Source organism: Martelella sp. FOR1707, assembly GCF_053484265.1.
The window spans coordinates 342794-368904 of the sequence record NZ_JBAKFP010000001.1 but is presented as its reverse complement, the minus strand read 5'-3'; the positions used below and the strand labels follow the sequence as shown (position 1 = coordinate 368904).

The 26111-nt window shown below is 63.0% G+C and carries 20 protein-coding genes; 15 read left to right on the top strand and 5 right to left on the bottom strand.

What is annotated here, in order from left to right; translation table 11 throughout:
- Window positions 1-16: 16 nt before the first annotated feature.
- Window positions 17-856, top strand: a complete 840-nt coding sequence (locus V6765_RS01630; RefSeq protein WP_448426609.1) for an intradiol ring-cleavage dioxygenase — start codon at window positions 17-19, stop codon at window positions 854-856.
- 7 nt (window positions 857-863) lie between these two features.
- Window positions 864-1196: a hypothetical protein gene (locus V6765_RS01625; protein ID WP_018064648.1), complete on the top strand. Its 333-nt coding sequence runs from the start codon at window positions 864-866 to the stop codon at window positions 1194-1196.
- Between the two features lie 3 nt (window positions 1197-1199).
- Here V6765_RS01625 and V6765_RS01620 read toward each other — a convergent pair whose 3' ends face one another.
- A complete protein-coding gene (locus V6765_RS01620; RefSeq protein ID WP_448425894.1) occupies window positions 1200-2150 on the bottom strand; it encodes a LysR family transcriptional regulator in 951 nt (316 codons plus the stop codon).
- 92 nt (window positions 2151-2242) lie between these two features.
- Between V6765_RS01620 and V6765_RS01615 the strand changes: the two genes are divergently transcribed.
- From V6765_RS01615 to V6765_RS01580, 8 genes are all read left to right on the top strand, one after another.
- Window positions 2243-3316 carry a maleylacetate reductase gene (locus V6765_RS01615; protein WP_448425892.1) on the top strand — a complete coding sequence of 358 codons (1074 nt, stop codon included), beginning with the start codon at window positions 2243-2245 and terminating at the stop codon, window positions 3314-3316.
- 47 nt (window positions 3317-3363) lie between these two features.
- Window positions 3364-5121 (top strand): FAD-dependent oxidoreductase, encoded by a 1758-nt coding sequence (locus tag V6765_RS01610; protein ID WP_448425890.1) that lies wholly within the window; start codon window positions 3364-3366, stop codon window positions 5119-5121.
- A 442-nt stretch (window positions 5122-5563) separates the two neighbouring features.
- Window positions 5564-6523, top strand: a complete 960-nt coding sequence (locus V6765_RS01605) for a VOC family protein (protein ID WP_448425888.1) — start codon at window positions 5564-5566, stop codon at window positions 6521-6523.
- Window positions 6523-7173 carry an alpha/beta hydrolase gene (locus tag V6765_RS01600; RefSeq protein WP_448425887.1) on the top strand — a complete coding sequence of 217 codons (651 nt, stop codon included), beginning with the start codon at window positions 6523-6525 and terminating at the stop codon, window positions 7171-7173. The genes V6765_RS01605 and V6765_RS01600 overlap by 1 nt, the downstream gene beginning before the upstream one ends.
- 92 nt (window positions 7174-7265) lie before the next feature.
- Window positions 7266-8537 (top strand): ABC transporter substrate-binding protein, encoded by a 1272-nt coding sequence (locus V6765_RS01595; protein ID WP_448425886.1) that lies wholly within the window; start codon window positions 7266-7268, stop codon window positions 8535-8537.
- A gap of 148 nt (window positions 8538-8685) precedes the next feature.
- Window positions 8686-10302, top strand: coding sequence for a GMC family oxidoreductase (locus V6765_RS01590; RefSeq protein ID WP_448425884.1), 1617 nt, complete (start codon window positions 8686-8688; stop codon window positions 10300-10302).
- A gap of 175 nt (window positions 10303-10477) precedes the next feature.
- Window positions 10478-11515 (top strand): helix-turn-helix domain-containing protein, encoded by a 1038-nt coding sequence (locus V6765_RS01585; RefSeq protein WP_448425882.1) that lies wholly within the window; start codon window positions 10478-10480, stop codon window positions 11513-11515.
- Window positions 11516-11779: 264 nt separating this feature from the next.
- Window positions 11780-15265, top strand: coding sequence for a S8 family serine peptidase (locus tag V6765_RS01580; RefSeq protein ID WP_448425881.1), 3486 nt, complete (start codon window positions 11780-11782; stop codon window positions 15263-15265).
- Between the two features lie 75 nt (window positions 15266-15340).
- On the opposite strand, the gene V6765_RS01575 is transcribed toward V6765_RS01580, so the two are convergent.
- The 4 genes from V6765_RS01575 to V6765_RS01560 all read right to left on the bottom strand — a co-directional run bounded on the left by V6765_RS01575 (window position 15341) and on the right by V6765_RS01560 (window position 19305).
- A complete protein-coding gene (locus tag V6765_RS01575; RefSeq protein ID WP_448425880.1) occupies window positions 15341-16714 on the bottom strand; it encodes an NAD-dependent succinate-semialdehyde dehydrogenase in 1374 nt (457 codons plus the stop codon).
- A 47-nt stretch (window positions 16715-16761) separates the two neighbouring features.
- Window positions 16762-17523: a hypothetical protein gene (locus tag V6765_RS01570; RefSeq protein WP_448425879.1), complete on the bottom strand. Its 762-nt coding sequence runs from the start codon at window positions 17521-17523 to the stop codon at window positions 16762-16764.
- A 259-nt stretch (window positions 17524-17782) separates the two neighbouring features.
- Window positions 17783-19036 carry a HipA domain-containing protein gene (locus tag V6765_RS01565; protein WP_448425878.1) on the bottom strand — a complete coding sequence of 418 codons (1254 nt, stop codon included), beginning with the start codon at window positions 19034-19036 and terminating at the stop codon, window positions 17783-17785.
- Window positions 19033-19305, bottom strand: a complete 273-nt coding sequence (locus V6765_RS01560) for a helix-turn-helix transcriptional regulator (RefSeq protein WP_448425877.1) — start codon at window positions 19303-19305, stop codon at window positions 19033-19035. The genes V6765_RS01565 and V6765_RS01560 overlap by 4 nt, the downstream gene beginning before the upstream one ends.
- Before the next feature lie 491 nt (window positions 19306-19796).
- On the opposite strand from V6765_RS01560, the gene V6765_RS01555 reads away from it, so the two are divergent.
- The 5 genes from V6765_RS01555 (at window position 19797) to V6765_RS01535 (ending at window position 25991) form a co-directional block, all read left to right on the top strand.
- On the top strand, window positions 19797-20678 hold the full coding sequence (locus V6765_RS01555; RefSeq protein ID WP_448425875.1) for a LysR family transcriptional regulator: 882 nt from the start codon (window positions 19797-19799) through the stop codon (window positions 20676-20678).
- Window positions 20679-20796: 118 nt separating this feature from the next.
- Window positions 20797-21276: a formate dehydrogenase subunit gamma gene (locus V6765_RS01550; RefSeq protein ID WP_448426607.1), complete on the top strand. Its 480-nt coding sequence runs from the start codon at window positions 20797-20799 to the stop codon at window positions 21274-21276.
- Window positions 21273-22844 (top strand): formate dehydrogenase beta subunit, encoded by a 1572-nt coding sequence (locus tag V6765_RS01545; RefSeq protein WP_448425873.1) that lies wholly within the window; start codon window positions 21273-21275, stop codon window positions 22842-22844. The genes V6765_RS01550 and V6765_RS01545 overlap by 4 nt, the downstream gene beginning before the upstream one ends.
- 4 nt (window positions 22845-22848) lie before the next feature.
- Window positions 22849-25722 carry a formate dehydrogenase subunit alpha gene (fdhF, locus tag V6765_RS01540; protein ID WP_448425872.1) on the top strand — a complete coding sequence of 958 codons (2874 nt, stop codon included), beginning with the start codon at window positions 22849-22851 and terminating at the stop codon, window positions 25720-25722.
- 44 nt (window positions 25723-25766) lie between these two features.
- Complete coding sequence (locus V6765_RS01535; RefSeq protein ID WP_448425870.1) at window positions 25767-25991, top strand: formate dehydrogenase subunit delta; 225 nt, start codon at window positions 25767-25769, stop codon at window positions 25989-25991.
- The last annotated feature ends 120 nt before the right edge of the window (window positions 25992-26111 follow it).

The window sequence follows — 26111 nt, the reverse complement described above, 5'->3', positions numbered from 1 at the left end:
CTTTGAGGAGTAGAAGATCATGAGCTATTTCACCGAAGACAATTCCGCCAGCACCGTCAATGAGCGTATGGGGCCCGAAACGGACGCGCGTCTGGCAGAGGTCATGTCTTGTCTCGTCCGCCATCTTCATGATTTCGCCAAGGAAATCCACCTGACCCAAGACGAGTGGGAGTATGCGATCGGGTTTTTGACCAAGACGGGCCAGATGTGCTCCGGGGAGCGGCAGGAGTTCATCCTGCTCTCGGATGTTCTCGGGTTCTCGATGCTGGTCGATGCGATCAACAACCGGCGTCCCGAAGGCGCGACGGAAAACACCGTCTTTGGTCCGTTCCATGTCGACGGCGCGCCGATCCGGCAGATGGGCGACAATATCTCTTTGGACGGCAAGGGCGAGAGCTGCCTGTTCGAGGGCCGCGTTCTCGACATTGACGGCAATCCGATTGAAGGCGCGACGGTGGATGTCTGGTCGGACAATGCCGACGGCTATTACGACGTTCAGCAGCCGGGCATTCAGCCGAAATGGAACAATCGCGGGCGGTTCATCACCGGCGCGGACGGGCGCTACAGCTTCGTCGGCATCAAGCCGGTCAGCTACCCGATCCCCGATGACGGCCCGGTTGGGCAGATGCTCGGCCATCTCGGCCGCCATCCCTATCGCCCGGCCCATATGCACTATCTGGTCACCGCGCCGGGCTATCAGAAGCTGGTCACCCACACCTTTGTCGGCGGCGACAAATATCTGGAATCCGATGCTGTTTTCGGCGTCAAGGACACGTTGATTGCGCCCTATGAGCAGGTCGAGAACGGCGCAACGCTGTGGCGCTCCCCCTTCGATTTCGTTCTCGTTTCACAATGAGGTCAGAATGCCCAACGTCAAAATCTTCATCGATGAGGCGCAATACGGCGCGGCGCGGGACGGTCTCGCGGCGTTTCTGCCGGACATGCGCACATCGCTGTGTTCCAGTCTCTCGGTTGGCAATGAAGCCTTCCAGCTGGCCATAATCCCGGTGCTCGGCATGCCGGACCAGCCGCAGATCAATGTCGAGCTCTTTCTGCTGGAGCGGCCGGACCGCACACGCGCGATGGTCACCGAAGTAGCCGGGCAGCTTCGCGAGCAGATCGGTCACGCCACGGGTCAGTCCGTCGCCGTGCGCATCGCGATGCTGGACCCGGAGACCTATGTTGCGCTGAAATAGGCTTCAGCCGCGGCGTTGGGTCACCTGCTCCTCGTGTTCCATCCGCGCCTGCAGCCGCTGGGCTTCGGTCTGCAGGAAGGTGATGAACTGCTCGGCCGCCGGCGGTCTCTTTCCATCGGTCTTGGTCATGATGCCCAACTGGCGGTTCGGATGATCGATCTTCAACGGCAGAGCGACAAGGGGGATGGTGCGGCGGTTCAGGAAAACCACCGAATAGGGCAGCACGGTCAGCGAATCCGATCCCAGCAGAAGCGACTGGATGGATGCCAGCGTGCCGCCCGAGAAATTGACCATGAAACTCTCCTGCCCCATGGATTTCAGCGCGCGTTCCAGGTCGCGGTAGAGCGGACTGTTGGAAGGCGGCGCGATCCATGGATAGGGCGCGATCGCGTCGGAGGTGATCGCCTTGATCCGCGTCAGCGGATGATCCTGCCGGCAGGCCACGACATTGCGACCGGAAAGCAGCGGCAGGAACTCCATGTCGGAGGGCACCTGCCGGGGATGGAGCGGCAGGATGGCGATATCAAGACCGCCATTCCGCAGCCCGGCCTCGAGCGTGTCGAGATAGCCGTAGGATTGATCGATATAGACGTCCGAATAGCGCGACTGGAATTCCGCGATCAGCTTGGCCACGACGCCATCGGTGAAGATCGGCGAGCCGCCGACCCTCAGCCTGCCGGCCAGCCCCTGCCGGAAGCGCCGCACCAGAAGGCTGGCTTCGCGGTTGGCGGTGCGAATCCGGTTACCGAGCCGGGCGAGGCTCGCGCCGAGCTCGGTCGGCCGCAACGGCCGGCGGCCCGGTTCGAACAGCGGCATGCCGACCCTTTTTTCCAGCAGCGTCATGCTGCGCGAGACGGAAGGCTGCGACTTTCCGAGCGCTTCCGCCCCTTCGGTCAAGCCGCCCTTCTCGACGATCAGCGCCAGAATTTCGAGATGCTCGCTGTCTATTTTCATAACCCAAAGGAATATTTTATTTCAATCATCAGATCAATATCTCCCTTTGAATGGGGTAACGTGATTTTCAGACCAATATGAGGGGGAGTCTCTTGTCTTTTTTTCGCGAGGAATTCACCGCACGCAGTGCTGCCGTCCGGGTTCGTTTCGGCGCCGGAGTGCGTAAGAACATCGCAGAGGAACTGGAAACGCTCGGCGCCGAGCGTGCGTTGATCCTGACCACGCCGCAACAGGCTGAGCTGGCCGAAGAGTTTGCCGGGTACTGCGGAGCGCGCGCCGCCGGCACCTATACCAATGCGACGATGCACACGCCGGTCGACGTCTCGGAAGAGGCCGTCCGACACGCCGAAGAACTGGGTGCGGACGTGCTGGTTGCCGTTGGCGGCGGCTCCACGACCGGGCTGGGCAAGGCCATCGCGCTCAGGACCGGCCTTCCCCAGATCGCCGTGCCCACCACCTATGCCGGGTCGGAGGCGACCCCTATTCTCGGCCAGACCGAAAATGGCGTGAAAACCACCCAGACCACTCCAAAAGTGCAACCCGGCACCATCCTCTACGATGCGGAGCTGGTCGCGACCCTGCCGGTCGGAATGACGGTAACCTCGGCGCTCAACGCGATGGCGCATGCCGCCGAGGGGCTTTATGCCCGCGACCGCTCGCCGATTTCCTCGCTGATGGCCGTCGAGGGGTTGCGCGCGTTCCGCGACAGCCTGCCGCGCGTTCTGGCGTCGCCCGAAGACGTGGCGACGCGCGGCGAGACGCTCTACGGCGCATGGCTTTGCGGCACGGTTCTGGGCCAGGTCGGCATGGCGCTGCATCACAAGCTCTGCCACACGCTGGGCGGAAGCTTCAACCTGCCGCATGCCGAGACCCACGCGATCATCCTGCCGCATGCCCTGGCCTATAATGCCGCGGCGGTTCCGGAGTTGCTGGCGCCGGTCGCCGAGCTCTTCGGCGACGACAATCCGGGCAGGGGACTTTACCAGTTTGCCAAGGAGATCGGCGCGCCGCTGGCGCTCAGCGATCTTGGCGTGAGCGAGGCCGATCTCGACAAGGCGGCCGACCTTGCCGTCGCCAATCCCTACTGGAACCCGCGCCCGATTGAACGGGATGCGATCCGGACGCTGCTGCAGGCGGCGTGGAGCGGAGACATGCCGGCCTTTTGATTTAGGGCGATAGCGCCCGCACTATAGTGTTCCTGGGAGGAGAATTTATGCCAGACATCACAACCGACGTATTGATCATTGGCACCGGGCCCGCGGGTTCGGCGACGGCCGCATTGCTTTCGAGCTACGGCATTGAGAACATGGCGATCAACCGCTATCGCTGGCTTGCCAATACGCCGCGCGCGCACATCACCAATCAGCGCGCCATGGAGGTGCTGCGCGACCTCGGCCGCGAGGTCGAGGACGAAGCCTATCTGTTCGCCACCCATCAGCAGCTGATGGGCGAGAACATCTTCTGCGAAAGCCTTGCCGGCGAGGAAATCGGCCGGATGAAGGCCTGGGGCAACCATCCGCTCTCCAAGGCCGAGCATCTGATGTCGTCGCCGACGAAGATGAACGACCTGCCGCAGACCTTCATGGAGCCGCTGCTGTTCAAGACCGCCTGCTCGCGCGGCACCCAGGCGCGGATGTCGACCGAATATCTACGCCACCAGCAGGACGAGGACGGCGTGACCACCACCTGTCTGGACCGGCTGACGCAGAAGGAATTCACGATCCGCTCGAAATATCTGATCGGCGCGGATGGCGGCAAGTCGCTGGTGGCGGAGCATGAAAATCTGCCCTTCGAGGGCAAGATGGGCGTCGGCGGATCGATGAACATCCTGTTCAAGGCGGACCTGTCCAAATACGTCGCCCACCGCCCCTCCGTGCTCTACTGGGTGATGCAGCCGGGTGCGGATGTCGGCGGCATCGGCATGGGGCTGGTGCGCATGGTGCGGCCGTGGAACGAATGGCTGATCGTCTGGGGCTACGACATCAACGAGCCCGAGCCTGTCGTGACCCCGAAATTCGCCACCGGCGTCGCCCGGCAATTGATCGGCGATCCGGACCTCGAGATCGAGCTGCTGTCGGCGAATACCTGGACGGTGAACAATTTCTACGCCACGAAAACATCCAATGGCCGGGTGTTCTGCATGGGCGATGCCATCCACCGCCATCCGCCGTCGAACGGTCTGGGCTCCAACACCTCCATCCAGGATGCCTTCAACCTCGCCTGGAAACTGGCCATGGTGCTGAAGGGACAGGCCGGCGAGCATCTGCTCGACAGCTATGATGCCGAGCGCGCGCCCGTCGCCAAGCAGATCGTCACCCGCGCGAACCAGTCGATTGCCGAAACCGGCCCGATCTTCGCGGCTCTCGGCATGGCCGAAGGGGTGAACCCGGAGCAGATGCAGAAGAACCTCGAAGCGCGCACCAACGGCACGCCGGAGGCCGAGGCGCAGCGCGAGGCGATCCGCAAGGCGATCGCCTTCAAGAAATACGAGTTCGACGCCCACGGGGTCGAGATGAACCAGCGCTACAGCTCCGACGCGGTGGTGACGGACGGTCAGATCGAGCCGGCCTTCCAGCTCGACGCCGACCTTCACTATCAGCCGACGACATGGCCGGGGGCGCGACTGCCCCATGCCTGGCTCTACCGCCACGACAACGGGGCCGAAGTCTCGACGCTCGATCTGTGCGGCCATGGCCGGTTCACCATTTTGACCGGGCTGGGCGGCGAGGCCTGGGTCGAGGCGGCCGCCAGGGTCGGGGATGCGCTCGGCATCGAGATCGTGACCCATGTCATCGGTCCGCGCCAGGAATATGTCGACCATAGCGGCGAATGGGCAAGGCTGGCGGAAATCTGCGACAGCGGCTGCCTGCTGGTTCGCCCGGATCACCACGTCTGCTGGCGCGTGTCCTCGCCCGTCGACGATCCGGAGGCAGAGCTGCACCGGGCCCTGAAACGCATTCTGGCCCGGTAGAAAAGGCGAAAACCCGAGGCGGAAAACGGTCGGTTTCCATACGAGGCAACGCCGGTCAAGGCCGGCGAGACTTCATAACAAAATGCGATGCAAGCTTTCGAACATCGCATAACCGGCGCTTCCGCCTTGGGTTAGTCTGATTTTGAGGAGGATCGGTTTGGAGGACATGCCGATGACGCGACCGAATTGAGCACGCTTCGCCCGACGTGAAACCGCCGGGAGATGATGCTTCAGTTCTTTCGCTGTTTTGGCATGGCGCTGTCGCACCCGGATGAGGCGTTGCGACCCCGCTATTTCCAGAGCGATGACGACTTTGCGGGCGCATCCATGTTTGCGATTGGCTGCTGCCGCAACGGCTTTGTAAGCTTTTGTTTATGAGAAAATGGCGCCGCGGGTTCATGCGGCGCCGCACAGACAGACTGCATTTTGGGAGGATTGTACCTTGGCACAAATCAGCGGCTATCATCATCTGACGCTTTCGACGGATGGCGCTCAGGAGGATTTCGACTTCTACACCAAGACCCTGGGGCTTCACTCGGTCAAGCGCACGGTGCTGTTTGACGGCGTGATCCCGGTCTATCACCTCTATTACGGATCGCCGAATGGCGATGCCTCGACCATCATCACCACCTTCCCGTTCCGCAAGCCCGGCGTCTATGGCCGGCGCGGCACGAACCAGTCGCGCACCATCATGCAGGCGATCCCCAAGGGGGCCGCAAACTTCTGGGTGGACCGGCTGAACGAGCGCGGCATCAAGGCCGAGAAGATCACCCGTTTCGGCGCCGATCGCGTCGTCTTCGCCCATCCCTGCGGCATTCCGCATGAGCTGGTGGAAAGCGACAGCGACAACCGCGCGCCAATCGTCAACGAGGCGCAGGGCGTGAGCGCCGAGCACGGCATCAAGGGCATTTACGGCGCGCTGGTCGCCTGCTTCGATCGCACTGCAATGGAAGATTTCATGACCATCGCTCTGCCCCTGACCAAGGAAGCCGATTCCGATGAGGGCACCGTTTACCGGGTCCCGGACGCAGATGGCATCATTCAGCGCGTCGAGGTGATCACCGACCGGGAAAGCCCGCAGGGCACCTGGACGCTGTCGGGCGGCACGATCCATCATCTGGCGCTGAACACCGGCGATGAAGAAAACCAGATGAAGCTGCGCGCCCATATCGAGGGTCTCGGCTTCACCGACATTTCCGAGCAGAAGGACCGCAACTACTTCAAGTCCTGCTATGTCCGCTCGCCGGGCGGCGCGCTGTTCGAACTGGCCTGGACCACGCCGGAAGGCTGGGCCCGCGACGAGCCTCCGGGCCAGATCGGCAAGACGCTGGTGTTCCCGCCGTGGTTCAAGGATCGGGAAGAAGAGCTGCGCGCCGGGCTGGAAGAGGCAGAGTTCGCCTGATGTCATCAAGCGCGCTTCATCTTGCGGCGGAAAAACAGGCCAGAGCGATCTGCGTGTTTGTGCATGGCCGCGGGCAGTCGCCCGAGGAGATGCAGTCTCATGTTCTGGCCCGCCTTGATGCGCCGGATGTCGCTTTCGTTCTGCCGCGGGCCGCAACCGGCTCGTGGTATGATGCCCGGGCCATCGCCCCCCTGACCGCCGGAACGCGCGCCGCGCTCCAGGCGGCGCTGGATCAGCTTGCCGGCGATGTCGCGACGGCGCGCGCCGCGTTTGGCGAACTGCCATTGCTGCTTGCCGGATTTTCGCAAGGGGCCTGTCTCGCGCTGGAATACGCCTTTGCGGGGCTTGCCGCCCCGGATGCGCTCGCAGCCTTCACCGGCTGCCGCGTGGGCGTTACGACGGATGACCGGCCGCGCCGTCTGGCCGCCGAACTGCCCGTCTATCTGACGGGCTCGGATGCCGATCCGTGGATCCCGGTCACCGCCTTTGCCGAAGCCGCAGGAGAGATTGGCGCGGGCCGGGGCCGGTTGCGCGCGGATACGTTTCCCGGTCGCGGCCATGAAGTCTCGGACGCGGAAGTGGCCATGCTGCAAAACCTGTTGCAGGATCTGGCTGCCGGAACGGCTCCTGGCATGGGGGCGGCCCGCTAGCTGCATTGTCCCGAGCCGCCGCTGCGGAGGCGTTCGCGATGCGAATGGCAGCGGTCGGGCAGAGGGATCGTTACAAAAAAGGGAGAGGAAAAATGATCAACAGACGTAAGTTCCTGCGTTCCACCGCCGCCACGGGGCTGATGCTTGCAGCACCCGGCCTCGCCGCGCCCGCGATTGCCCAGGGCAAGAAAATCAAGCTCGGCTATGTCTCGCCGCAGACCGGGCCGCTGGCCGGCTTTGCCGAGAGCGACAATTACAATATCGAGGCCTTTCTCGCTTCGTCGGTCGGCAAGAATTTCGAGGTTATTGTCAAGGACAGCCAGTCGAACCCCAACCGTGCCGCCGATGTTGCAAAGGAACTGATCCTGAGCGACGAGGTCAATCTAATGCTGGTCGCTTCGACGCCCGAAACCACCAATCCGGTTTCAGGTGTGTGCGAATCCGAGGGCATTCCGGTGCTTTCGACGGTCGCGCCGTGGCAGCCCTGGTTTATCGGTCAGCAGGCCAATCCGCGCGATCCGGCAAGCTGGCAGCCGTTTGAGTTTGCGTTCCACTATTTCTGGGGCATGGAGGATATCATCGCGGTCTACACCGCCATGTGGGATCAGCTTCAGACCAACAAATCCGTCGGCGGCCTGTTCCCCAACGATGCCGACGGCAATGCCTGGGGCGATCCCGAAACCGGCCTGAAGCCGGGCCTTGCCGAACGCGGTTATGAACTGACCAATCCCGGCAGCTTCCAGAACCTGTCGGATGATTTCTCGGCCCAGATCAACGCGTTCAAGGCGGCCAGCACCGATATCATCACCGGCGTTCTCATTCCGCCGGATTTCACCACCTTCTGGAACCAGCTTCGCCAGCAGGGCATGCAGCCAAAGGCCGTCACGGTCGCCAAGGCGCTGCTGTTCCCGCAATCGGTCGAAGCGCTCGGGGAGGCCGGCAACAACCTGTCGTCGGAAGTGTGGTGGACGCCGAACCATCCGTTCTCGTCCTCGGTGACCGGGCAGAGCTCGGCCGAGCTTGCCGCGGACTTCACGGCCAAGACCGGCCGTCCGTGGACACAGCCGATCGGCTTCGTGCATTCGCTGTTCGAGGTCGCCGCCGATGTCATGGGACGCGCCGAAGACCCCACCGACGGAGAGGTCGTCGCCGCGGCGATCGCCGCCACCGACATGGAATGCGTGGTCGGCCCGATCGCCTGGAACGGCAAGGGCGTGCCGCCGTTTGCGGCGAAAAACGTCTGCAAGACGCCGCTCACCGGCGGCCAGTGGCGGATCGAGGATGACGGCGGCTATGATCTGGTGATCGTCGAAAACGGCGCGGCCCCCGAAATCCCGACCGGCGGCACGATGGAGGCGCTTTAGGGCGTCTCTTGGTCGGCGGAATCTTCTGTCGTCCGTCAAGATGATAAAGCATAGTGCTGGAGCGGGTTTGCGTTCGATGAAACGCGGAGCCGCTCCAGAGGCATCGGCCCCAAAGGCAATGGCCGCGGGCATGCCTGGAGTGATGAGCATGGTTGAAACGGATATCGTCGACGAAGGCGCATTCGATTATATCGTCGGCGGCGCGGGGTCTGCCGGCTGCGTGCTGGCCAACCGGCTCAGCGCCAACCCGGCCAACCGCGTGCTGCTGCTGGAGGCGGGCGGGCACGACAATCATCATTGGGTCCACATCCCGGTCGGCTATCTCTATGCCATGGGCAATCCCCGGCTCGACTGGTGTTATCGCACGGAGCCGGAGGCGGGACTGAATGGCCGCGCGCTCGCCTATCCGCGCGGCAAGGTGCTGGGCGGTTGCTCCTCGATCAACGGCATGATCTACATGCGCGGACAGGCGACCGATTACGACCAGTGGCGGCAGGCCGGCTGCACCGGCTGGGGTTGGGACGATGTGCTGCCGCTGTTCCGCAAGTCCGAAAATCACTATGGCCCGGAAAGCGCCGTCCACGGCAAGGGCGGCGAGCTGGACGTCTGCCAACAGCGCCTGCATTGGCCCGTGCTCGATGCGCTGGCGGCTGCGGCCGAGGAGATCGGCATTCCCGCCACCGACGACTTCAACGATGGCGACAATGAGGGCGTCGGCTACTTTCCGGTCAACCAGCGCGGCGGGTTGCGCTGGAACGCCCGCAAGGCGTTCCTGAACCCCGCCAGATCACGCCGTAATCTGCGCATCGAGACCAAGGCCCATGTCGAGCGCATCGCCCTGTCGCAAGGGCGCGCGGAGGCGGTGATCTACCGCCAGAACGGTCGGCTCAAACGAGCCGTCTGCCGGGGCGAGATCGTGCTTTCCGCCGGCGCCGTGAACACCCCGCAGCTTCTGGAGCTCTCCGGCATCGGCGATGGCGGCCTGCTGCAGTCTCTCGGTCTTCCGGTCGCGCTTGATATTCCAGCGGTCGGCGAGAATCTTCAGGACCACCTGCAAATCCGGACGGTCTATCGCATCACCGGCGCGTTGACCCTGAACGACCGGCTCGCGACACTTGCGGGCAAGGCCGGCATCGCCCTCGAATATGCCTTTCGCCGCACCGGGCCGATGTCGATGGCGCCGAGCCAGCTTGGTATCTTCACCCGGTCTTCGCCCGACCATGAGCGGGCCAATCTCGAATACCATATCCAGCCGCTTTCGCTGGAAGCCTTTGGTCAACCGCTCGACAGGGAGCCGGGGGTCACGGTCTCCGTCTGCAATCTTCGGCCGGAAAGCAGGGGCACGATCCACATCACCGCCCCCGCGCCGGATCGCCCGCCCGAAATCCGGCCCTGCTATCTCTCCACGCGCGCTGATCAGATCGTCGCCGTCGATAGTCTCCGCCACGCCCGGCGGCTGATGGCCGCCGCCGGTCTGGTCGGCCTCAACCCGCGCGAGATCAAGCCCGGTCCGGATGTGCAGTCGGACGAGGATCTGCTGGAAGCGGCGGGCAGGCTCGGCACCACCATCTTCCACCCCGTCGGCACGGCCCGCATGGGCAGCGACCCCGCAAGCGTGGTCGATCCGGCGCTGAAACTGCGCGGCCTCGCCAATCTGCGCATCGCCGATGCCTCGATCATGCCCACGATCCCGTCCGGCAACACCCACGCGCCGGTGACGATGATCGCGGAGAAGGCCGCCGAGATGATGCTGGCGTCGCGATAGCGCCTGCGGTCCTCAAAAAACCGGCGGAAACCAGCCCGATTTGAGGAGACGGGCAGAATGCATTACAGTATTTTAGCTGACGATCATTTAAGGTAGCGCGCGGGGGCGGGCCCTTCGTCAGGTTGACTGGAAAGGAGCAAGCGGCGGGAAGACTGCCGCCTTGGGGAGACGCAAATTGCCGGAAGAGACCACAGCCAAGCCGACCGGAGAGGACGTCGTCCCGAACGACGTCTTCTCGAGTACCGACTATAAAGAGTGGCGCGACGCCATGAGCCAGCTCTACCTGCCCACATTGGAGAGCGCCGAGGAGAGACCTTTCCGGGCCGAAGTGAATGGTTTCCTGCTCGGCGCTGGCACGCTGGGGCGCTGTGCGAGCGTGCAGCAGGCCTTCTCGCGCAGCCGGGCGCAGATCGGCCGCGACGGCGTTGACAACTACATGATCCAGATCTTCCGCAAGGGGCGGTGTCATGCGCGCACCCCTCGGGGCGATGTCATCCTCGATGCCGGCGACGTCTGTATCTTCGACAACACCGAGCCGCTCGATACCGTCAATGAGGACTTCGACCTCATGGCGCTTGCCGTTCCGCGCGACCAGCTTGCTCCGCTGCTGCGTGAGCCGGACGGGCTGCATTACCGTCGCGTCCGCCGCGACACGCCGCTTGCCCGTCTGTTCCATACACATGTTATGGACGTCTATCGCATGGCCCCCCAGATCCGGGCCGAAGACGGTCCGCGCGTCTTTTCGACCCTGGTTCAATTTCTTGCCGCCGTCATCAATAACGATTGCGACCTTTCGGGCGAACAGAAAGCCCTGTTGCGCCAGAGCGTGCTTCAGGAGGTGCGCCGGCATATCGACGCCAATCTCGAGAGCGAAAACCTGACGGTTGAGGATATCGCCGCCCGCTTCGGAATCTCGCGGACGCGGCTCTATCGTCATTTTGAACCCTATGGCGGCGTCGCGGCCTTCGTGCGCGAGCGCCGGCTCGCCGCAGCCCATCAAAAGCTCACCGATCCGCGAGCGCTGCCGCTCAACAACAATGTCATCGCCGCCTCCGTCGGGTTCCAGTCCGAAAGCGCCTTTATTCGCGCCTTCCGCCGCCGCTACGACATGACGCCGGGCGAGGCCAGGCGGCAACGCCACGGAGCCGCGATGCCCGCTGCTGCCAGCGCCCCGACACGATATACCTGGTCTGCATGGTTTGCAGGCGTCTGACGCGAACCGTACTCCCGTTCCGCGCAATCCATTTCGGTACGTTCTGCACATTATTGGGTACGTGCGGGCGATACAGAAAATCTGCCTTCCTTTAGTCAAAAAAGATCAGATCGGGCAGCGGCTGCCGCCTCTTCCCGAATAAGAGATCGCGCCCGGGGCTGGCGACAGGGGTGGCCAGGCTTCGGGGAACTGCGCTTGTTTGCGCAAGGCTAATCGGATTCCGCCTTTCCAGGGCGAGGGTTCGGGAAAAACAGGGGGTCAACAATGTTTCCTGATACTGCTTCACACGCTCGCGGCCGCAGGGTTCTGCGCTGCCGCACGCTTGCTCTTCTCATGGCCTCGGCGCTGATAGCGCCTGCATTCAGCCCGGCCCAGGCCGCGGAGGCCGGCGTCCCGGCAGCCACGCAATCGTGGTTCTCTGAATCGGCCATCGAGGATGCGCTCGGTCAGGCCGCCGGTTACGGCACGACCTCCTTCCTTGCCAGCATTGTTGAAAACACCCGGCTGACGCCGGCTCGCGCCGACCAGATCAAGGCAACGGCTATCGGCCTGCGCCCGGAGCTGGCGCAGAACATCGCGCGCGCAGTCGATAGCGGACGCCATCTGGCCGACGTCTATCCGTCGCAGTCGCTGACGTCTGCGCCGGGGGAGCGGGCTCAGCCTTATCCTGGCGGCAATCCGGACATTCCCAAAAGCGCGCTCAGCGAGTTCCAGCGCAACTATTCGCTCGATGCCATCCATGCCCGGACGGCGCGCGAGCTCGGCTATACCGGAAAGGATGTCGTTGTCGGCGTGATCGATACCGGCCTGGACGTGCGCCCCGACGGCACGATGCATCCTGAATTTGAAGGCCGCGTCGATGATCGGTCGAAGACTTATCTTCACTGGGTCGACAGGGAAATTGAGGGCGCGACCATTACGCTTGAGGAATTCGAAGCCGCGTTTGAGCAGGGCTGGACGGATTCCTACGACGTCAACGGCCATGGCACGCATGTCGCGGGCATTATCGCGGCCGGTCATAACGGGTTCGGCATGGAAGGCGTCGCGCCGGATGCGAGGATTTTGGCCGTCAAGGCCATCCCCAATGGCAACGGCACAGTGACGGTCGATCTCGGCGGCGGCGTTTACGAGGACTTCAGCTTCGACGAACTTGAAAGCTGCGGTCCGAGCGTGCTCTACGATGAATGCGATCCCCTATCCGGGAACATGCAGGGGTCTGTCATCGATTCCACCCGCTACCTTGCCCAGTTTGACGACATCGCCGCCATCAATATGAGCTACGGTCCCCGGTCCGATCCTGGCGAGCTGAACTGGGACATCGAGGATCCGGAAGCGTTGATGGCCGAAGCCAGGGCTATGAGGGCCAATATGGATGCCGGTCAGATCCTTGTCGTGGCAGCCGGCAATGAGATGCTCAGAGCCCCTGTCTACGCGGAAAATCCGTCAGGCGGCGGTCTTCTCCCCTTCATTCAGCCGAAAAACGAGGGCGCGACCAATTCGGCAGGCGCATTGATCTATGATGATCATGGCCTCGGACTTGATCTGAGCTTCACGACCGCCGAGGCGCTGGCCGCGGCCGAGAAGGCCGACGGGATCGAGCGCGGCCGCATCGTCGTCGTCGTGGCGCTCGATGCCTATAACCATATAGCCGACTATTCCAGCCACTGCGGCGTCGCCATGGAATGGTGTATCGCCGCACCCGGCGGCGGGCAGGCCAATGACGTCGACAGCGGCATCTATTCCACGGTTCCCGAGGATATGGGCGGATATGACGACTACAGCGGAACCTCGATGGCCGCGCCGAATGTCTCGGGCGCCGTGGCCGTACTGACGGAAGCCTACCCGACCTTTTCGCCGGCGAAGATCGTCGACATCCTGTTCATGACCGCCGAGGATCTTGGCGCCGAAGGCGTCGATGCGGTCTTCGGCCATGGCCTGCTCCGGCTTGACCGCGCGCTTTCCGTCGGCCCGGTCGGCATGAGCGGGGACGGCGTCTACACTGTTGGCGCAGACAATGGCGACAGGACCTGGCTTGTCTCCTTCGAAAGCGACGGCAGCCTGGAAAAGCAGGGCAGCGGCACGCTCGAGATCGCCAGCGCCGCGGCCTTCAAAAAGGGCAGTTCGGTCACCGGCGGGTTGCTGTCGGTGGATGGCGCGCTGGCAACGCCGGTTCTGACGGTCGGCAGCAAGGGCACGCTTGGCGGTGTCGGCGTCGTGAGGGGCGATATCGATGTATCCGGTGAGCTCGCGCCGGGCAATTCGCCCGGAACGCTGACCGTCTACGGCGATGTCACGCTCAATTCCTCGGCCGTAGCGACGATCGAGGTCGACGGAACCGGAACGGGCAACGGCGCCGGCAATTATGACCGCCTGATCCTTGCCGGCAGCGGCAACGTGTTCACCGCGGGCGGCACGCTTGCCCCGCAGCTGCGCGGCATTTCGGGCTCGGCGACCAACAGCTTCACGCCCCAGCCGGGCGAGCTCTTCACCTTCGTTTCCGCGCCCGATGGCACCGTTGCCGGCAGTTTCGACAGTCTCGCCCAGCCGGCTTCGGGCCTTGCGGCAAACACGCGTTTCGATGTGCTCTATTTCGACAACGCGCTGTCACTGGCGGCAACGCCGGAACGCTATGGCGATCTGGCAGCTCTCGGTATTGCCGGTACGGTAAACGAGACCGCGCTGGGCAACGCGATCGACATGGCGCGGCCGGCAGCGGGCGTGCGTCCGGACGCCGCCTTTAACGATGCCTACAACACGCTCTATGCGGCCGATCTCGATGCGCTGGCGGCCGGTCTTCCGTCGATGACCGGACAGTTGCACGCCGAGATCGGAACGACCGCGGTGCGCGCCGTCGGCCGGTTTGCGGACGCAGTCGGCACACGGCAGATGCAGTTGACGAACGGTCTTGCCGGAACGGGCGACCGCTCCGCCGGCGAGGGAACGCTCTGGGCGAGCGGCAATTCGCTCTCGACCAGCGTCGGTTCGGCAAACGGCCTTTCGGGCTACGATGTCTCCGGCGGCAACGGGGTCTTCGGCTATGACTGGCGGTTCGGCCAGGGCGTCGCCGGCGTCGCAGCCTCCTATGAATATGCCGATGTCTCGGCAAGCGCCAACGGCTCTGGCGATGTCGGCACCTATCAGGCAGCGCTCTACGGCAGTTTCGACGCTGGCATGATGACCTTTGCCGGCCGGGCGGGCCTCGGTTACGGCGACCTGTCGACCAGCCGGATCACCGCGCTTGGCGCATATTCGGCCACGGCGTCCGCCAGCGGCCATGGCACCGGCGGGTTCATCGAGGCCGCGGCGTTCTCGGACCTCGACATGGACGCGTTTACGCTGACCCCATCGGCAACGCTCGGCTACCGCGCGTTTCACCGTGACAGCATGCAGGAAAGCGGCAGCAGCTTCGCGCTCACTATCCCCTCTGAGACCTTCGACGAAACCCAGACCACGCTGGCGGTCGCGCTTTCCAAGGATATCAGCTTCGATAATGGCGTACGGCTTCTGCCCGCGATCAGCGCCGGCTGGCGGCATGATTACGGCGATACCGGCCGCTCCTCGACGCTCGGCATTTTCGGAAGCGATTTCGATGTCGCGGGCGCGGATATCGGCGCCGATGCCTTCATCGGCCGGCTTTCGGTGACGGCCTTCGCCGATGACCGCTTCACCTTCGAAGCCGCCTATGAGGGCGAGTTCCGGGAAAACCTGGAGAGCCACATGTTCTCCGCCAAGGCAAGTCTCAGCTTCTGACAGCGAGCCAGAAAAAAACGGGTGCGTCGCAAAGAAAAGGGCCGGATTTCCGGCCCTTTTCGGCGTCCTGGTCGATCAGCCGATCCGGATCGACTTGATATTGACGAACTCCTTCAGCCCTTCCGGACCGTGTTCGCGGCCATAGCCGGAGGTCTTCACGCCGCCGAAGGGCATGGTCGGGTAGGCGACATCGAACGTGTTGATGAACACCATGCCGGTGTCGAAATAATCCGCCGCCAGCTTGCGGGCGCGCTCGACATCCCGGCTGAAGATGCCGCCGCCGAGACCGTAGCGGCTGCTGTTGGCGATCCGCATCGCGTCCTCCTCATCCTTCGCGCGGATGATGGAGGCGGCGGGGCCGAACATTTCATCCTTGTAGGCGGGCTGACCGGGCGCGACATCGGCAAGCACCGTTGCCGGATAGAACCAGCCCTTGCGATCCGGGATCTTGCCGCCGGCCACAAGCCGCGCGCCCTTCTCGATGCTTTCCTCGACCTGTTTATGCAGCTTGTCACGCTGCGCCTCTGTCACCATCGGGCCGAGTTCGGTGTCGTCCTCGGAAGGATCGCCCATCTTGATGCCCTCAAAGGCCTCGGCATAGGCCTTGACGAAGGCATCGTAATTCTTCTCGGTCACGATGAAGCGCTTGGCGTTCACGCAGGTCTGGCCGTTATTGTAGATGCGGCCCTGAACGCAGGTCTTGACCGCCAGATCCAGGTCGGCGTCGTCGAGCACCAGATAGGCGTCGTTGGAGCCGAGCTCCAGCACGGTCTTCTTGACCAGTTCGGCGGCCTTGCCGGCCACGGCCCGCCCGGCCTTGTCGCTGCCCGTCAGCGTCACGCCGCGCACGCGCTCGTCCTCGATGATCCTGTCCGACTGGTCGTGCGAGATCAGCAGAACGCCGAACAGCCCCTTGGGCAGGCCGGCCCGTTCGTAGAGATCGCGCAGGAACAGCCCGCTGCCGGTGCAGGCCGAGGCATGTTTCAGCAGCACGCCGTTGCCGGCCATCAGGCTCGCGATCGAATAGCGCACCGCCTGATAGGCGGGAAAGTTCCACGGCTGGATGCCATAGACCACGCCGATCGGCGAATGGGTGACGATGCCCTTGCCGCTCTCAACCTCGCGCTCGTCGTCTGCCAGCGTGTCCGGACCGATCTTGGCGGTGTAATCGCAGATCGCCGCGCAGAGGTCGACCTCTTCACGGCTGTCCTTAAGCAGCTTGCCGACCTCGTCGGTCATCAGCTTGGCGAATTCGTCCTTCGACTTGCGCATCTCCTCGGCGATCGCCGCGATCACCTTTGCGCGCTCCTCGAGCGGCTTCAGGCGCCATTCGAGAAACGCCGCGTGGCTCGCTTCAACGACCGCAGAGGCTTCCTCGTCCGACATCTGCGGATAGGATTCGAGCTCTTCTTCGGTCAGCGGATTGATGGTCGTAATGGAATTGGACATTTGATGAGGTTTCCTCGTGGTTCATTTTTCGTTGTGGGCCGAACGCATCAGCCATGGGCGGATCGGTGCTGCGAAAGCGTCTTGTCCGCGGCGGCGAGCGCGTCGAGAACCTCGCTGCGCCAGCCGCCCCTCGGCAGCTTGCGGATGGAGGAGTGGGCGGCGCAGACGATCGGGGTGCCTGACCAATCCTCGGCAAGGCCGCGCGCCCATCGCGCATAATCGTCGGCGGCGCCGGGCCGCTTCTGCAAAGCTTTTGAAAGCTGCGGATGGAACTTCAGTTTCGATTGCGGCAGCAGCTTGCCGAGAAGACCGGGCGCTGCCAGCACATTGATCGTGTCGTCGACATGGACGATGCCGCTCTCCCGGAGGCGCACCAAAACAGAGGCGACATGGACGCTGTCGTCGTCGCAGACAAAGTCGACGCCCTCAGGCACCGAGAATGCAAGGTCCTCGGCAAACGCATCCTGTGTCGCGACGTCCTCGACAAATCCCGTTTCCCAGGGCAGATCCGGCGCCTGCTTGTGGTGGCGGCACGTACCGAAAAGACGGGCATGGGGCAGGAGTGCGTGGATGGCGGCGCAATGAAGCGTGTGGAACGGGTGGACGTTGAGAACCGCCTCGATGGCGCGCCCGCCATCCGTCAGCGACAGCAGCGCGTCACGATCGCTTTCATCAAGGTCATAGCTGTCGAGAAGCAGGAACTTGCCGTTTGCCCTTCGCAGAAGCGACATATGGGTGCCGAGATTGATCACGCCGGCAACTTTGAAGTCCCCGCGGAAAGTCCAGAAATTGTCGGCCAGTTGCTGCATCGCGCGGCTTATCCTTCGATCCGATGACGGCCCGCTCGCGTGAGCCATCACCTCTCAAATGGATAGGGGAGGGGCTATGTTCCGCGCGGATGCGCGATCACTGCCTGACGGGCCCGATGCGGGCCGCGACAGAGCTGTTCGCAGGGTCGCATTCGCATCATGTCTGGACGGCAACAGGCGCGTTCACGCCGTGGTCTTCGCGATCAAGTCACAAATCGCCTAAGAACTTCATTCTGAACGTCATGTGAAGTCTTGCCGTTCAGCCTGAGGAGCGCTGGTTGCTGAGCTGCCGCTCAATGCGACGGCAGCGCTTTTTGATCTCGTGAACGATCCGTGCCAGGGATCGCGACGGATCTCCGGCCGCTTCCAGCAGTTGACCGGCCACATCGTCGCAGGCTGCTTGCACCAGTGCCGCCAGCTCTTCGACCCGCCGAACTGTGGCCGCCCCGCTCAGTTCGATGTCGGCCGCAAGCGTCTTCCAGTCGTTGGCATGCAGTTCCGTTGCCTGAAACTTGCCTGCAATGCTCTGGGGAAGGCTCTGGTCAACCTGGGGGTAGATCGCGGCGCACATCAGATCATAAAGCGGCGCCATTCTGGCCGTTCCGCTCGCGCCGATCAGGACCGAATAGTTCTTCGCATGGGAATCCGAGTTGCAGATCAGGACATTGAATATCACGGCATCCAGAAGGGCGGTCCGCTCCGCGGGCGAGACGAGCGCCTCAACCGCGCCGAAGAGCATTGGCAGGGACAGCCCGCCACCCGATGCGGAGCGCTGGTATTTTTGCGCCGGAAATCGGCCATTCAGCTGACAGAGATCTTCCTGGTGGAGCCTGCGGATAGAACCTTGCCTATCCTCGAAGCGATCATAGCGCTCGACGAGCAGGTAGCGCCTTCGGCCCGCCGTGCCAATCATGGCCTGCGCCGCTTCCAGCCCGCAGGTCCGCGCAAGCGCGAGGCAGAAGGCTTCGTTTTCGACGCTTCCCGCCAGACGCTGCGTGTCCGGCTTGATGATGTGGGTGGAGGGGGTGCCGTTGACAGGAATCGCGATCTTACCCGCGTTATCGACGAAGACAGGAAGTTTTTCCTGCACGCCCGCAAGCGACATCGACACGCCACGCTCGCCAACAAGAAACGGCTTTGACGGCAGTTCGTCGAGTATGCGCTCCAGCGCGGCCTCGTCGTCAACGGGATGCAGTTGCAGACCCGTTTGTCGCGGTTGTCCGATCGAAAGAGCGCCGGCGGTGTCGCGGCCGATATGGGCCAACATCCCGACAATATCCTGCGGTGAAACCTTGAGCCGGAAGCCGATCTCGGCAAGGTGCGTTTCCGGCAGCAGGTTTGCAAGCCAGGGCAGCAGTCTTTCAGGACCGATCGGACCGGACCGCAGCGGCATGGTCAGCGAGATCGGGAAGGCGGACCGCCTGCTCTCCCATGCGGGATCGTACGCGAACCGCCATGGCTCTTTCGTGACGAGATGCCCAACAGGCAGATTTTCGTAGAAAAACGGGATCATCGCCGGTTCCCGAATGTCGGCAGGAAGTCGAGGCTTGTGTCATTCCCTTCATCAAAAGACGCTCGGACCTTCAGGTCCCCGAGTTCCAGACCAACCGTGCGAGCGACTGTCAAAGCCTTTCCGAGCTGGCAGCTCGGCTTCCCGGCTTCAAGGTCTACGATGAAGCGTTCGCCCGTGCCGGCGCGCCGCGCGAGCTCCGTCTGGGTCCAGCCGCACGCCTTGCGCTTCGCCCTGACCAGTTCTCCGAAATCCTTGGCCGACTTTATCATGTGCATTCCCTTGAGCATTTCGCAGGCAGATTGCTGACCTGGCGAAATCGCTTAGCGCAAGTGGAGCAGCTTCCGGCCATTATAAAACGCGGCGCTACCCGAATTGGACTTACCGTACAGGAAGTTTGGCGGCAATGAAAGGAAAACTTACCGAAAAGGAAGTTTTCCTGTTGAAAGCCCGTTTCTACCCGATCGGAATGAGGAGCAAATCCGAGCGTATCGAAAAAGGTAACATTTTCCAGGGGGCTCAGGGTGCCGCTATCATCCAGATGAGAAAGCTTCACCGAGCCTCCATAACCCGATGCTATAGGCCATAGCCGGGTTGCTCGTCATCGCGTCGATCGCCAGAAAACGCCGGGACATGAAAAACACCAAACGCGACGACCTAGTGAGTTGGTGAAAAACCACACCCCGGCGCTGGCGCGATTGTCGCCGCCGGGGCAGAATGCACAAATGCGGGCTGCAGCAAGGTTGCCCCGGATGGAAGATGCATGATTGAAAAACTTGAGATGTTCATAACGCTCGCGCGGGAGCGGCATTTCGGGCGCGCGGCGGAGGCATGCGGGGTTTCGCAGCCGGCGCTTTCGGCATCGATCAAGCAGCTTGAGGAGCAGCTGGGCGTTCTTCTGGTGTTGCGCGGCTCGCGCTATCAGGGGCTGACGCCGGAAGGCCAGCGGGTGCTGGAATGGGCGCGACGGCTTGTCGCCGATGCGCGCACCATGCAGCAGGAACTGAAGACCATTCGCGAGGGCCTGAGCGGTCACCTAAGGGTTGCGGCCATTCCTACCGCGCTATCCTATGTCCCGACGCTGACGACGCCGTTTGTCGCGAGCAATCCCGGCGTCACGGTCTCGGTGCTGTCGCGTTCCTCCGCCGAAATCCTGTCGCTTCTGGAAAATCTCGAGATCGACGTCGGCATCACCTATCTCGAGAACGAACCGGTGGGGAAGGTCACGCAGATCCCGCTCTACCGTGAAACCTATTGCCTGGTGACCCATGCCGAAACCGATCTCGGCGAGGCCAGGCGGATCACATGGAACGACGTCAGCCGCCTGCCGCTCTGTCTTCTGACGAAGGACATGCAGAACCGGCGCATACTCGACGGCATCCTCACGCAGGTTTCCGCTGATGTCGCGCCGACGCTGGAATCGGACTCGATCGTCACCCTCTTTGCCCATGTGCAGACCGGGCTGTGGTCGACCATCATGCCCGAGAGCCTGGCGACGAGCCTTGCAAACGAGACCCTGAAGACCATACCGATCATCGATCCCGTGGCCGGGTCCGAGGTCGGCCTCGTTGCCACGCATCGCGAGCCCTATGCGCCCTTGATCTCGGCCTTTCTGCGGCAGGTGCGGCACCTGGCCGAGGCATGAAATATGAGCACTGCAGTCATCTATAAGTAAAAGCCATCGACTGACGGAACTGCCGCATTGATTGTCCGTCCAAAAATATGACATTTTTCGAGATCAGTCATAGAGGCGGAGGAGCATGATGGATCTGGGTTTCGAGCGGGAGGCGGTTGCCGCACGGACAGCCGCGATTGTCGAAGACCATCAGCAGCGCGAAGCGCCGCTGCTGCCGATCCTGCACGATATTCAAAGCGAGTTCGGCTATATCCCGGAAACCGCATTGCGGCTTGTCGCCGAAAAACTGAACCTCAGCCGCGCCGAAGTGCATGGCGTGATGAGCTTTTACCACGATTTTCGCCGCGAACCGGCCGGTCACCATGTCCTGAAGATCTGTCGCGCCGAAGCCTGCCAGTCCATGGGCGGAGAGGCGCTGGCCGACGGTCTGCGCGCCGCCCTTGGCCTTGACTGGCACGAGACGAAAACGGACGGCCGGTTGACGCTTGAACCCGTCTACTGTCTGGGCCTCTGCTCCTGCGCGCCGGCGGCGATGCTGGATGACGCGCTTTACGGCCGGCTCGATGAAGCGACGCTCAAGGATGTCGTTGCGGAGGCCGGACAATGAAACCTGTCATTTTCATCCCTTGCGATGCCGCAGCCCTCGCCGTTGGCGCCGACAGGGTGGCATCGGCGATTTCCGAAACGCTTGCTGCACGCGGGCTGGACGCTGAGATCGTGCGCAATGGCTCGCGCGGCCTGCACTGGCTTGAGCCGATGATGGAAGTGCGCACCGGAAACGGTCGCGTTGCCTATGGCCCGGTGAAGGCTTCCGATGTCGAAAGCCTGTTCGAAGCGGGCTTTCTGGAGGGTGCGGAGCATCCGCTTTTCCTTGGCGAGACGCGTGAACTGCCCTTCCTGAAACGGCAGACGCGGCTGACCTTTGCCCGCTGCGGCGTGACCGATCCGCTATCCGTCGCCGACTACCGCCATTACAAGGGCCTGCGCGGTCTGGAAAACGCGATCACGATGGAAAGCGCGGATATCGTCCAGACCGTCACCGACAGCGGCCTTCGCGGTCGCGGCGGCGCGGGTTTCCCGACAGGCATCAAATGGGACACTGTGCGCAAGGCGGCAGGTCCCCGGAAATACATCGTCTGCAATGCCGACGAGGGCGACAGCGGCACCTTTGCCGACCGGATGATCATGGAAGGCGATCCCTTCGTTCTGATCGAAGGCATGGCGATTGCGGGCCTCGCGACCGGTGCCACCAAGGGATACATCTACACCCGTTCCGAATATCCGCATGCGATCCAGACCATGCGGAAGGCGATCGAGATCGCGCGCCGGGAGGGCATTCTGGGGCCATCGGTGCTGGGTTCCGGGCACGCCTTCGATATGGAAATGCGCGTCGGCGCGGGGGCCTATGTCTGCGGCGAGGAAACCTCCATGCTCAACAGCCTGGAGGGCAAGCGGGGCGTTGTGCGCGCCAAGCCGCCGCTCCCGGCACTCGAGGGTCTGTTCGGCTGTCCGACCGTGGTCAACAACGTGCTGTCGCTGGCCTCCATCCCGCTGATTCTGGACCGCGGCGCGGACTATTACCGCGATTTCGGCGTCGGAAAATCGCGCGGCACCATGCCGATTCAGCTTGCCGGCAATATCAAACATGGCGGGCTGTTCGAGACCGCCTTCGGCATCACGCTGAATGAGCTGATCTACGATATCGGCGGCGGCACGGCGAGCGGCCGGCCGGTGAAGGCCGTGCAGGTGGGCGGCCCGCTCGGTGCCTATTTCCCGACCAGCCATTTCGATATCCCCTTCGACTATGAAGCCTTCACCGCCAATAACGGGCTGATCGGCCATGCCGGCATCGTCGTCTTTGACGATACCGCCGACATGATGAAGCAGGCGCGTTTCGCCTTCGAGTTCTGCGCGGCGGAAAGCTGCGGCAAATGCACGCCCTGTCGCATCGGCGCGGTGCGCGGGGCGGAGGTGATCGACAAGATCGCCGCCGGCGCAGGACTGGCCGAGCAAAAGACGCTTCTGGACGATCTCTGCAACACGATGCGGCTAGGTTCGCTCTGCGCGCTGGGCGGGTTCACGCCCTATCCGGTTTCAAGCGCGCTTACGCATTTTCCGGAAGATTTCGGACCGCGTCCCCAATCACGGCCCCAACCGGCAGAAGCGGCGGAGTAGTGACATGTCCCTGATCAAGGAAATCGATTACGGCACGCCGGCTTCGAAATCGGAAGCGACGGTGTCGCTCACGATTGACGGCTTCAAGGTCACCGTTCCGGAAGGCACATCGGTGATGCGGGCGGCCATGGAAACCGGGATCGCCATCCCCAAGCTGTGCTCGACAGACATGGTCGACGCCTTCGGCTCCTGCCGGCTCTGTCTGGTGGAGATCGAGGGGCGGCGCGGCACACCAGCCTCCTGCACCACGCCGGTTGCCGATGGCATGGTGGTCTCGACCCAGACCGACCAGTTGAAGACGCTGCGCCGCGGGGTGATGGAGCTCTACATCTCCGACCATCCGCTGGATTGCCTCACCTGCGCAGCCAATGGCGATTGCGAATTGCAGGATATGGCCGGTGCCGTGGGCCTGCGCGATGTGCGCTACGGCTATGACGGCGGCAACCATGTGAGGACGCGCGACGGCGGCGGCGAGGTGAACGCCCGCTACCTGCCGAAGGATGAGAGCAATCCCTATTTCACCTACGACCCGTCGAAATGCATCGTCTGTTCGCGCTGCGTGCGCGCCTGCGAGGAAGTGCAGGGCACGTTTGCGCTGACGATTGCAGGACGGGGTTTCGAATCCCGCGTGTCGCCCGGCAGCTTCGGCGACGATTTCCTCGGCTCCGAATGCGTCTCCTGCGGGGCCTGCGTACAGGCCTGCCCGACGGCGACGCTGCAGGAAAAGTCGATCATCGATATCGGCCAGCCGGAACACTCGGTCGTCACCACCTGCGCCTATTGCGGCGTCGGCTGTTCGTTCAAGGCGGAAATGCGCGGCGAGGAACTGGTGCGCATGGTGCCCTACAAGGATGGCAAGGCCAATCACGGGCACTCCTGCGTCAAGGGCCGTTTCGCCTATGGCTATGCCAGCCACAAGGACCGTGTCCTGAAACCGATGATCCGCGAGAACATCACCGACCCCTGGCGCGAGGTTTCGTGGGAGGAGGCGCTCGGCTTTGCCGCATCCAGGCTGCGCCGTCTCCAGGCGAATTACGGGCAGGATTCGATCGGCGTCATCACCTCCTCGCGCTGCACCAATGAAGAAACCTATCTGGTGCAAAAGCTTACCCGCGCCGTCTTCGGCAACAACAACACCGATACCTGCGCCCGCGTCTGCCACTCGCCGACCGGCTACGGCCTCGGCCAGACATTCGGCACCTCTGCCGGCACGCAGGATTTCGACAGCGTTGAAGACGTCGATGTCGCGCTCGTCATTGGCGCCAACCCCACCGACGGGCATCCGGTCTTCGCCTCGCGGCTGAAAAAGCGGCTGCGACAGGGCGCAAAGCTCATCGTCATCGATCCGCGCCGCATCGATCTGGTCCGGACGCCGCATGTGGCGGCAAGCCATCATCTGGCACTGCGCCCGGGCACCAATGTCGCCGTCGTCACCGCGCTGGCGCATGTGATCGTCACCGAGGGGCTTTACGACGAGGGCTTTATCCGTGAACGCTGCGACTGGGACGAGTTCCAGGATTATGCCGCCTTTGCCGCCGATCCGGCCAACAGCCCGGAAACCGTCGAGGCGCTGACTGGCGTTCCGGCTGACGCGGTTCGCGAAGCCGCCCGGCTTTATGCGAAGGGCGGAAATGCGGCGATCTATTACGGCCTTGGGGTTACCGAACATTCGCAGGGCTCGACCACTGTCATCGGCCTTGCCAACCTGGCCATGATGACCGGCAATATCGGGCGGCGCGGTGTCGGCGTGAACCCGCTGCGCGGCCAGAACAATGTTCAGGGCTCCTGCGATATGGGGTCCTTCCCGCACGAACTGCCGGGCTATCGCCATGTCAACAATGCGGATGTCCGCGATATCTTCGAGAAGGCGTGGGGCGTGCCGATCTCGGATGAACCAGGCCTGCGCATTCCCAACATGCTGGATGCCGCCGTCGATGGCACGTTCAAGGGGCTTTACTGCCAGGGCGAGGATATTCTGCAGTCCGACCCCGATACCAAGCATGTGTCCGCCGGTCTGGCGGCGATGGAATGCGTCATCGTGCACGACATCTTTTTGAACGAGACGGCCAATTACGCGCATGTCTTCCTGCCGGGTTCGACCTTCCTGGAAAAAGACGGAACCTTCACCAATGCCGAACGGCGCATCAACCGGGTGCGCCGGGTGATGTCGCCGAAGGCCGGTTATGCCGACTGGGAGGTGACGCAGCTGCTCGCAAATGCGATGGGCGGCAACTGGTCCTATACGCACCCGTCCGAGATCATGGCGGAGATCGCCGCGACCACGCCGAGCTTTGCCAATGTGACCTATGAACTGCTGGACGAGAAAGGCTCGGTCCAGTGGCCCTGCAGTGACGAGACGCCGGACGGCACGCCGATCATGCATATCGACGGCTTCGTGCGCGGCAAGGGGCGCTTCATCCGCACTGATTACATTGCAACCGACGAGAAGACCGGGCCGCGCTTCCCGCTGCTTCTGACCACCGGGCGCATTCTCAGCCAGTATAATGTCGGCGCGCAGACGCGACGGACCGATAATGTCGTCTGGCACGAGGAAGACGTTCTCGAAATCCATCCACATGACGCCGAGCTTCGCGGCGTCAAGAACGGCGACTGGGTGAAACTGCAGAGCCGTTCCGGCGAAACCAGCCTGAGGGCGAAGATCACCGACCGGATGTCGCCGGGCGTCGTCTATACGACCTTCCACCACCCGGCCACGCAGGCCAATGTCATCACCACGGATTTCTCCGACTGGGCGACCAACTGCCCGGAATACAAGGTGACGGCGGTTCAGGTCTCGCCGTCGAACGGGCCGACGGACTGGCAGGAAGACTATGAGCGCTTTTCAAGACAGGCCCGGCGGGTCGAGGCGGCGGAGTAGATCCGTCGTCCAGCGGCATCCCCCTTTAGCAGAGGATAGAGCAAATGGCCCCTGAAAAGCTGACCCATATGGCAAACCAGATCGCCGCCTTCTTCCGCACCCGCCCGCACGACGAGGCAGTGGCGGGCGTCGCCGATCACATCAGCAAATTCTGGGAACCGCGCATGCGCGCCCAGCTTTTCGAGATGCTGGAACAGCCCGGCAGCGGTTTCGATCCGCTGGTGATAGAGGCCGGCGACCGCATTCGTCCGGTGGCGAAGCGCGCCTGATCGCTCCGATCGCGCTGAGCATCCTGTTGGTCCGCACAGTCTGGTTGCGCATCGTACGCGGCGACAGAGCCGTTTCTCACGCATAATCGAACGTTTGGTTGCTGCTGCCAGCAATTCCCT

Bases quoted from the DNA above. Each gene is read 5' to 3' on its own strand.
- V6765_RS01610 (WP_448425890.1), top strand. From the start codon at position 3,364: ATGCCAGACATCACAACCGACGTATTGATCATTGGCACCGGGCCCGCG.
- V6765_RS01620 (WP_448425894.1), bottom strand. From the start codon at position 2,150: ATGAAAATAGACAGCGAGCATCTCGAAATTCTGGCGCTGATCGTCGAG.
- V6765_RS01580 (WP_448425881.1), top strand. From the start codon at position 11,780: ATGTTTCCTGATACTGCTTCACACGCTCGCGGCCGCAGGGTTCTGCGC.
- V6765_RS01595 (WP_448425886.1), top strand. From the start codon at position 7,266: ATGATCAACAGACGTAAGTTCCTGCGTTCCACCGCCGCCACGGGGCTG.
- V6765_RS01555 (WP_448425875.1), top strand. From the start codon at position 19,797: ATGATTGAAAAACTTGAGATGTTCATAACGCTCGCGCGGGAGCGGCAT.
- V6765_RS01625 (WP_018064648.1), top strand. From the start codon at position 864: ATGCCCAACGTCAAAATCTTCATCGATGAGGCGCAATACGGCGCGGCG.
- V6765_RS01570 (WP_448425879.1), bottom strand. From the start codon at position 17,523: ATGCAGCAACTGGCCGACAATTTCTGGACTTTCCGCGGGGACTTCAAA.
- V6765_RS01560 (WP_448425877.1), bottom strand. From the start codon at position 19,305: ATGATAAAGTCGGCCAAGGATTTCGGAGAACTGGTCAGGGCGAAGCGC.
- fdhF (WP_448425872.1), top strand. From the start codon at position 22,849: ATGTCCCTGATCAAGGAAATCGATTACGGCACGCCGGCTTCGAAATCG.
- V6765_RS01535 (WP_448425870.1), top strand. From the start codon at position 25,767: ATGGCCCCTGAAAAGCTGACCCATATGGCAAACCAGATCGCCGCCTTC.
- V6765_RS01600 (WP_448425887.1), top strand. From the start codon at position 6,523: ATGTCATCAAGCGCGCTTCATCTTGCGGCGGAAAAACAGGCCAGAGCG.
- V6765_RS01575 (WP_448425880.1), bottom strand. From the start codon at position 16,714: ATGTCCAATTCCATTACGACCATCAATCCGCTGACCGAAGAAGAGCTC.
- V6765_RS01550 (WP_448426607.1), top strand. From the start codon at position 20,797: ATGGATCTGGGTTTCGAGCGGGAGGCGGTTGCCGCACGGACAGCCGCG.
- V6765_RS01565 (WP_448425878.1), bottom strand. From the start codon at position 19,036: ATGATCCCGTTTTTCTACGAAAATCTGCCTGTTGGGCATCTCGTCACG.
- V6765_RS01590 (WP_448425884.1), top strand. From the start codon at position 8,686: ATGGTTGAAACGGATATCGTCGACGAAGGCGCATTCGATTATATCGTC.
- V6765_RS01545 (WP_448425873.1), top strand. From the start codon at position 21,273: ATGAAACCTGTCATTTTCATCCCTTGCGATGCCGCAGCCCTCGCCGTT.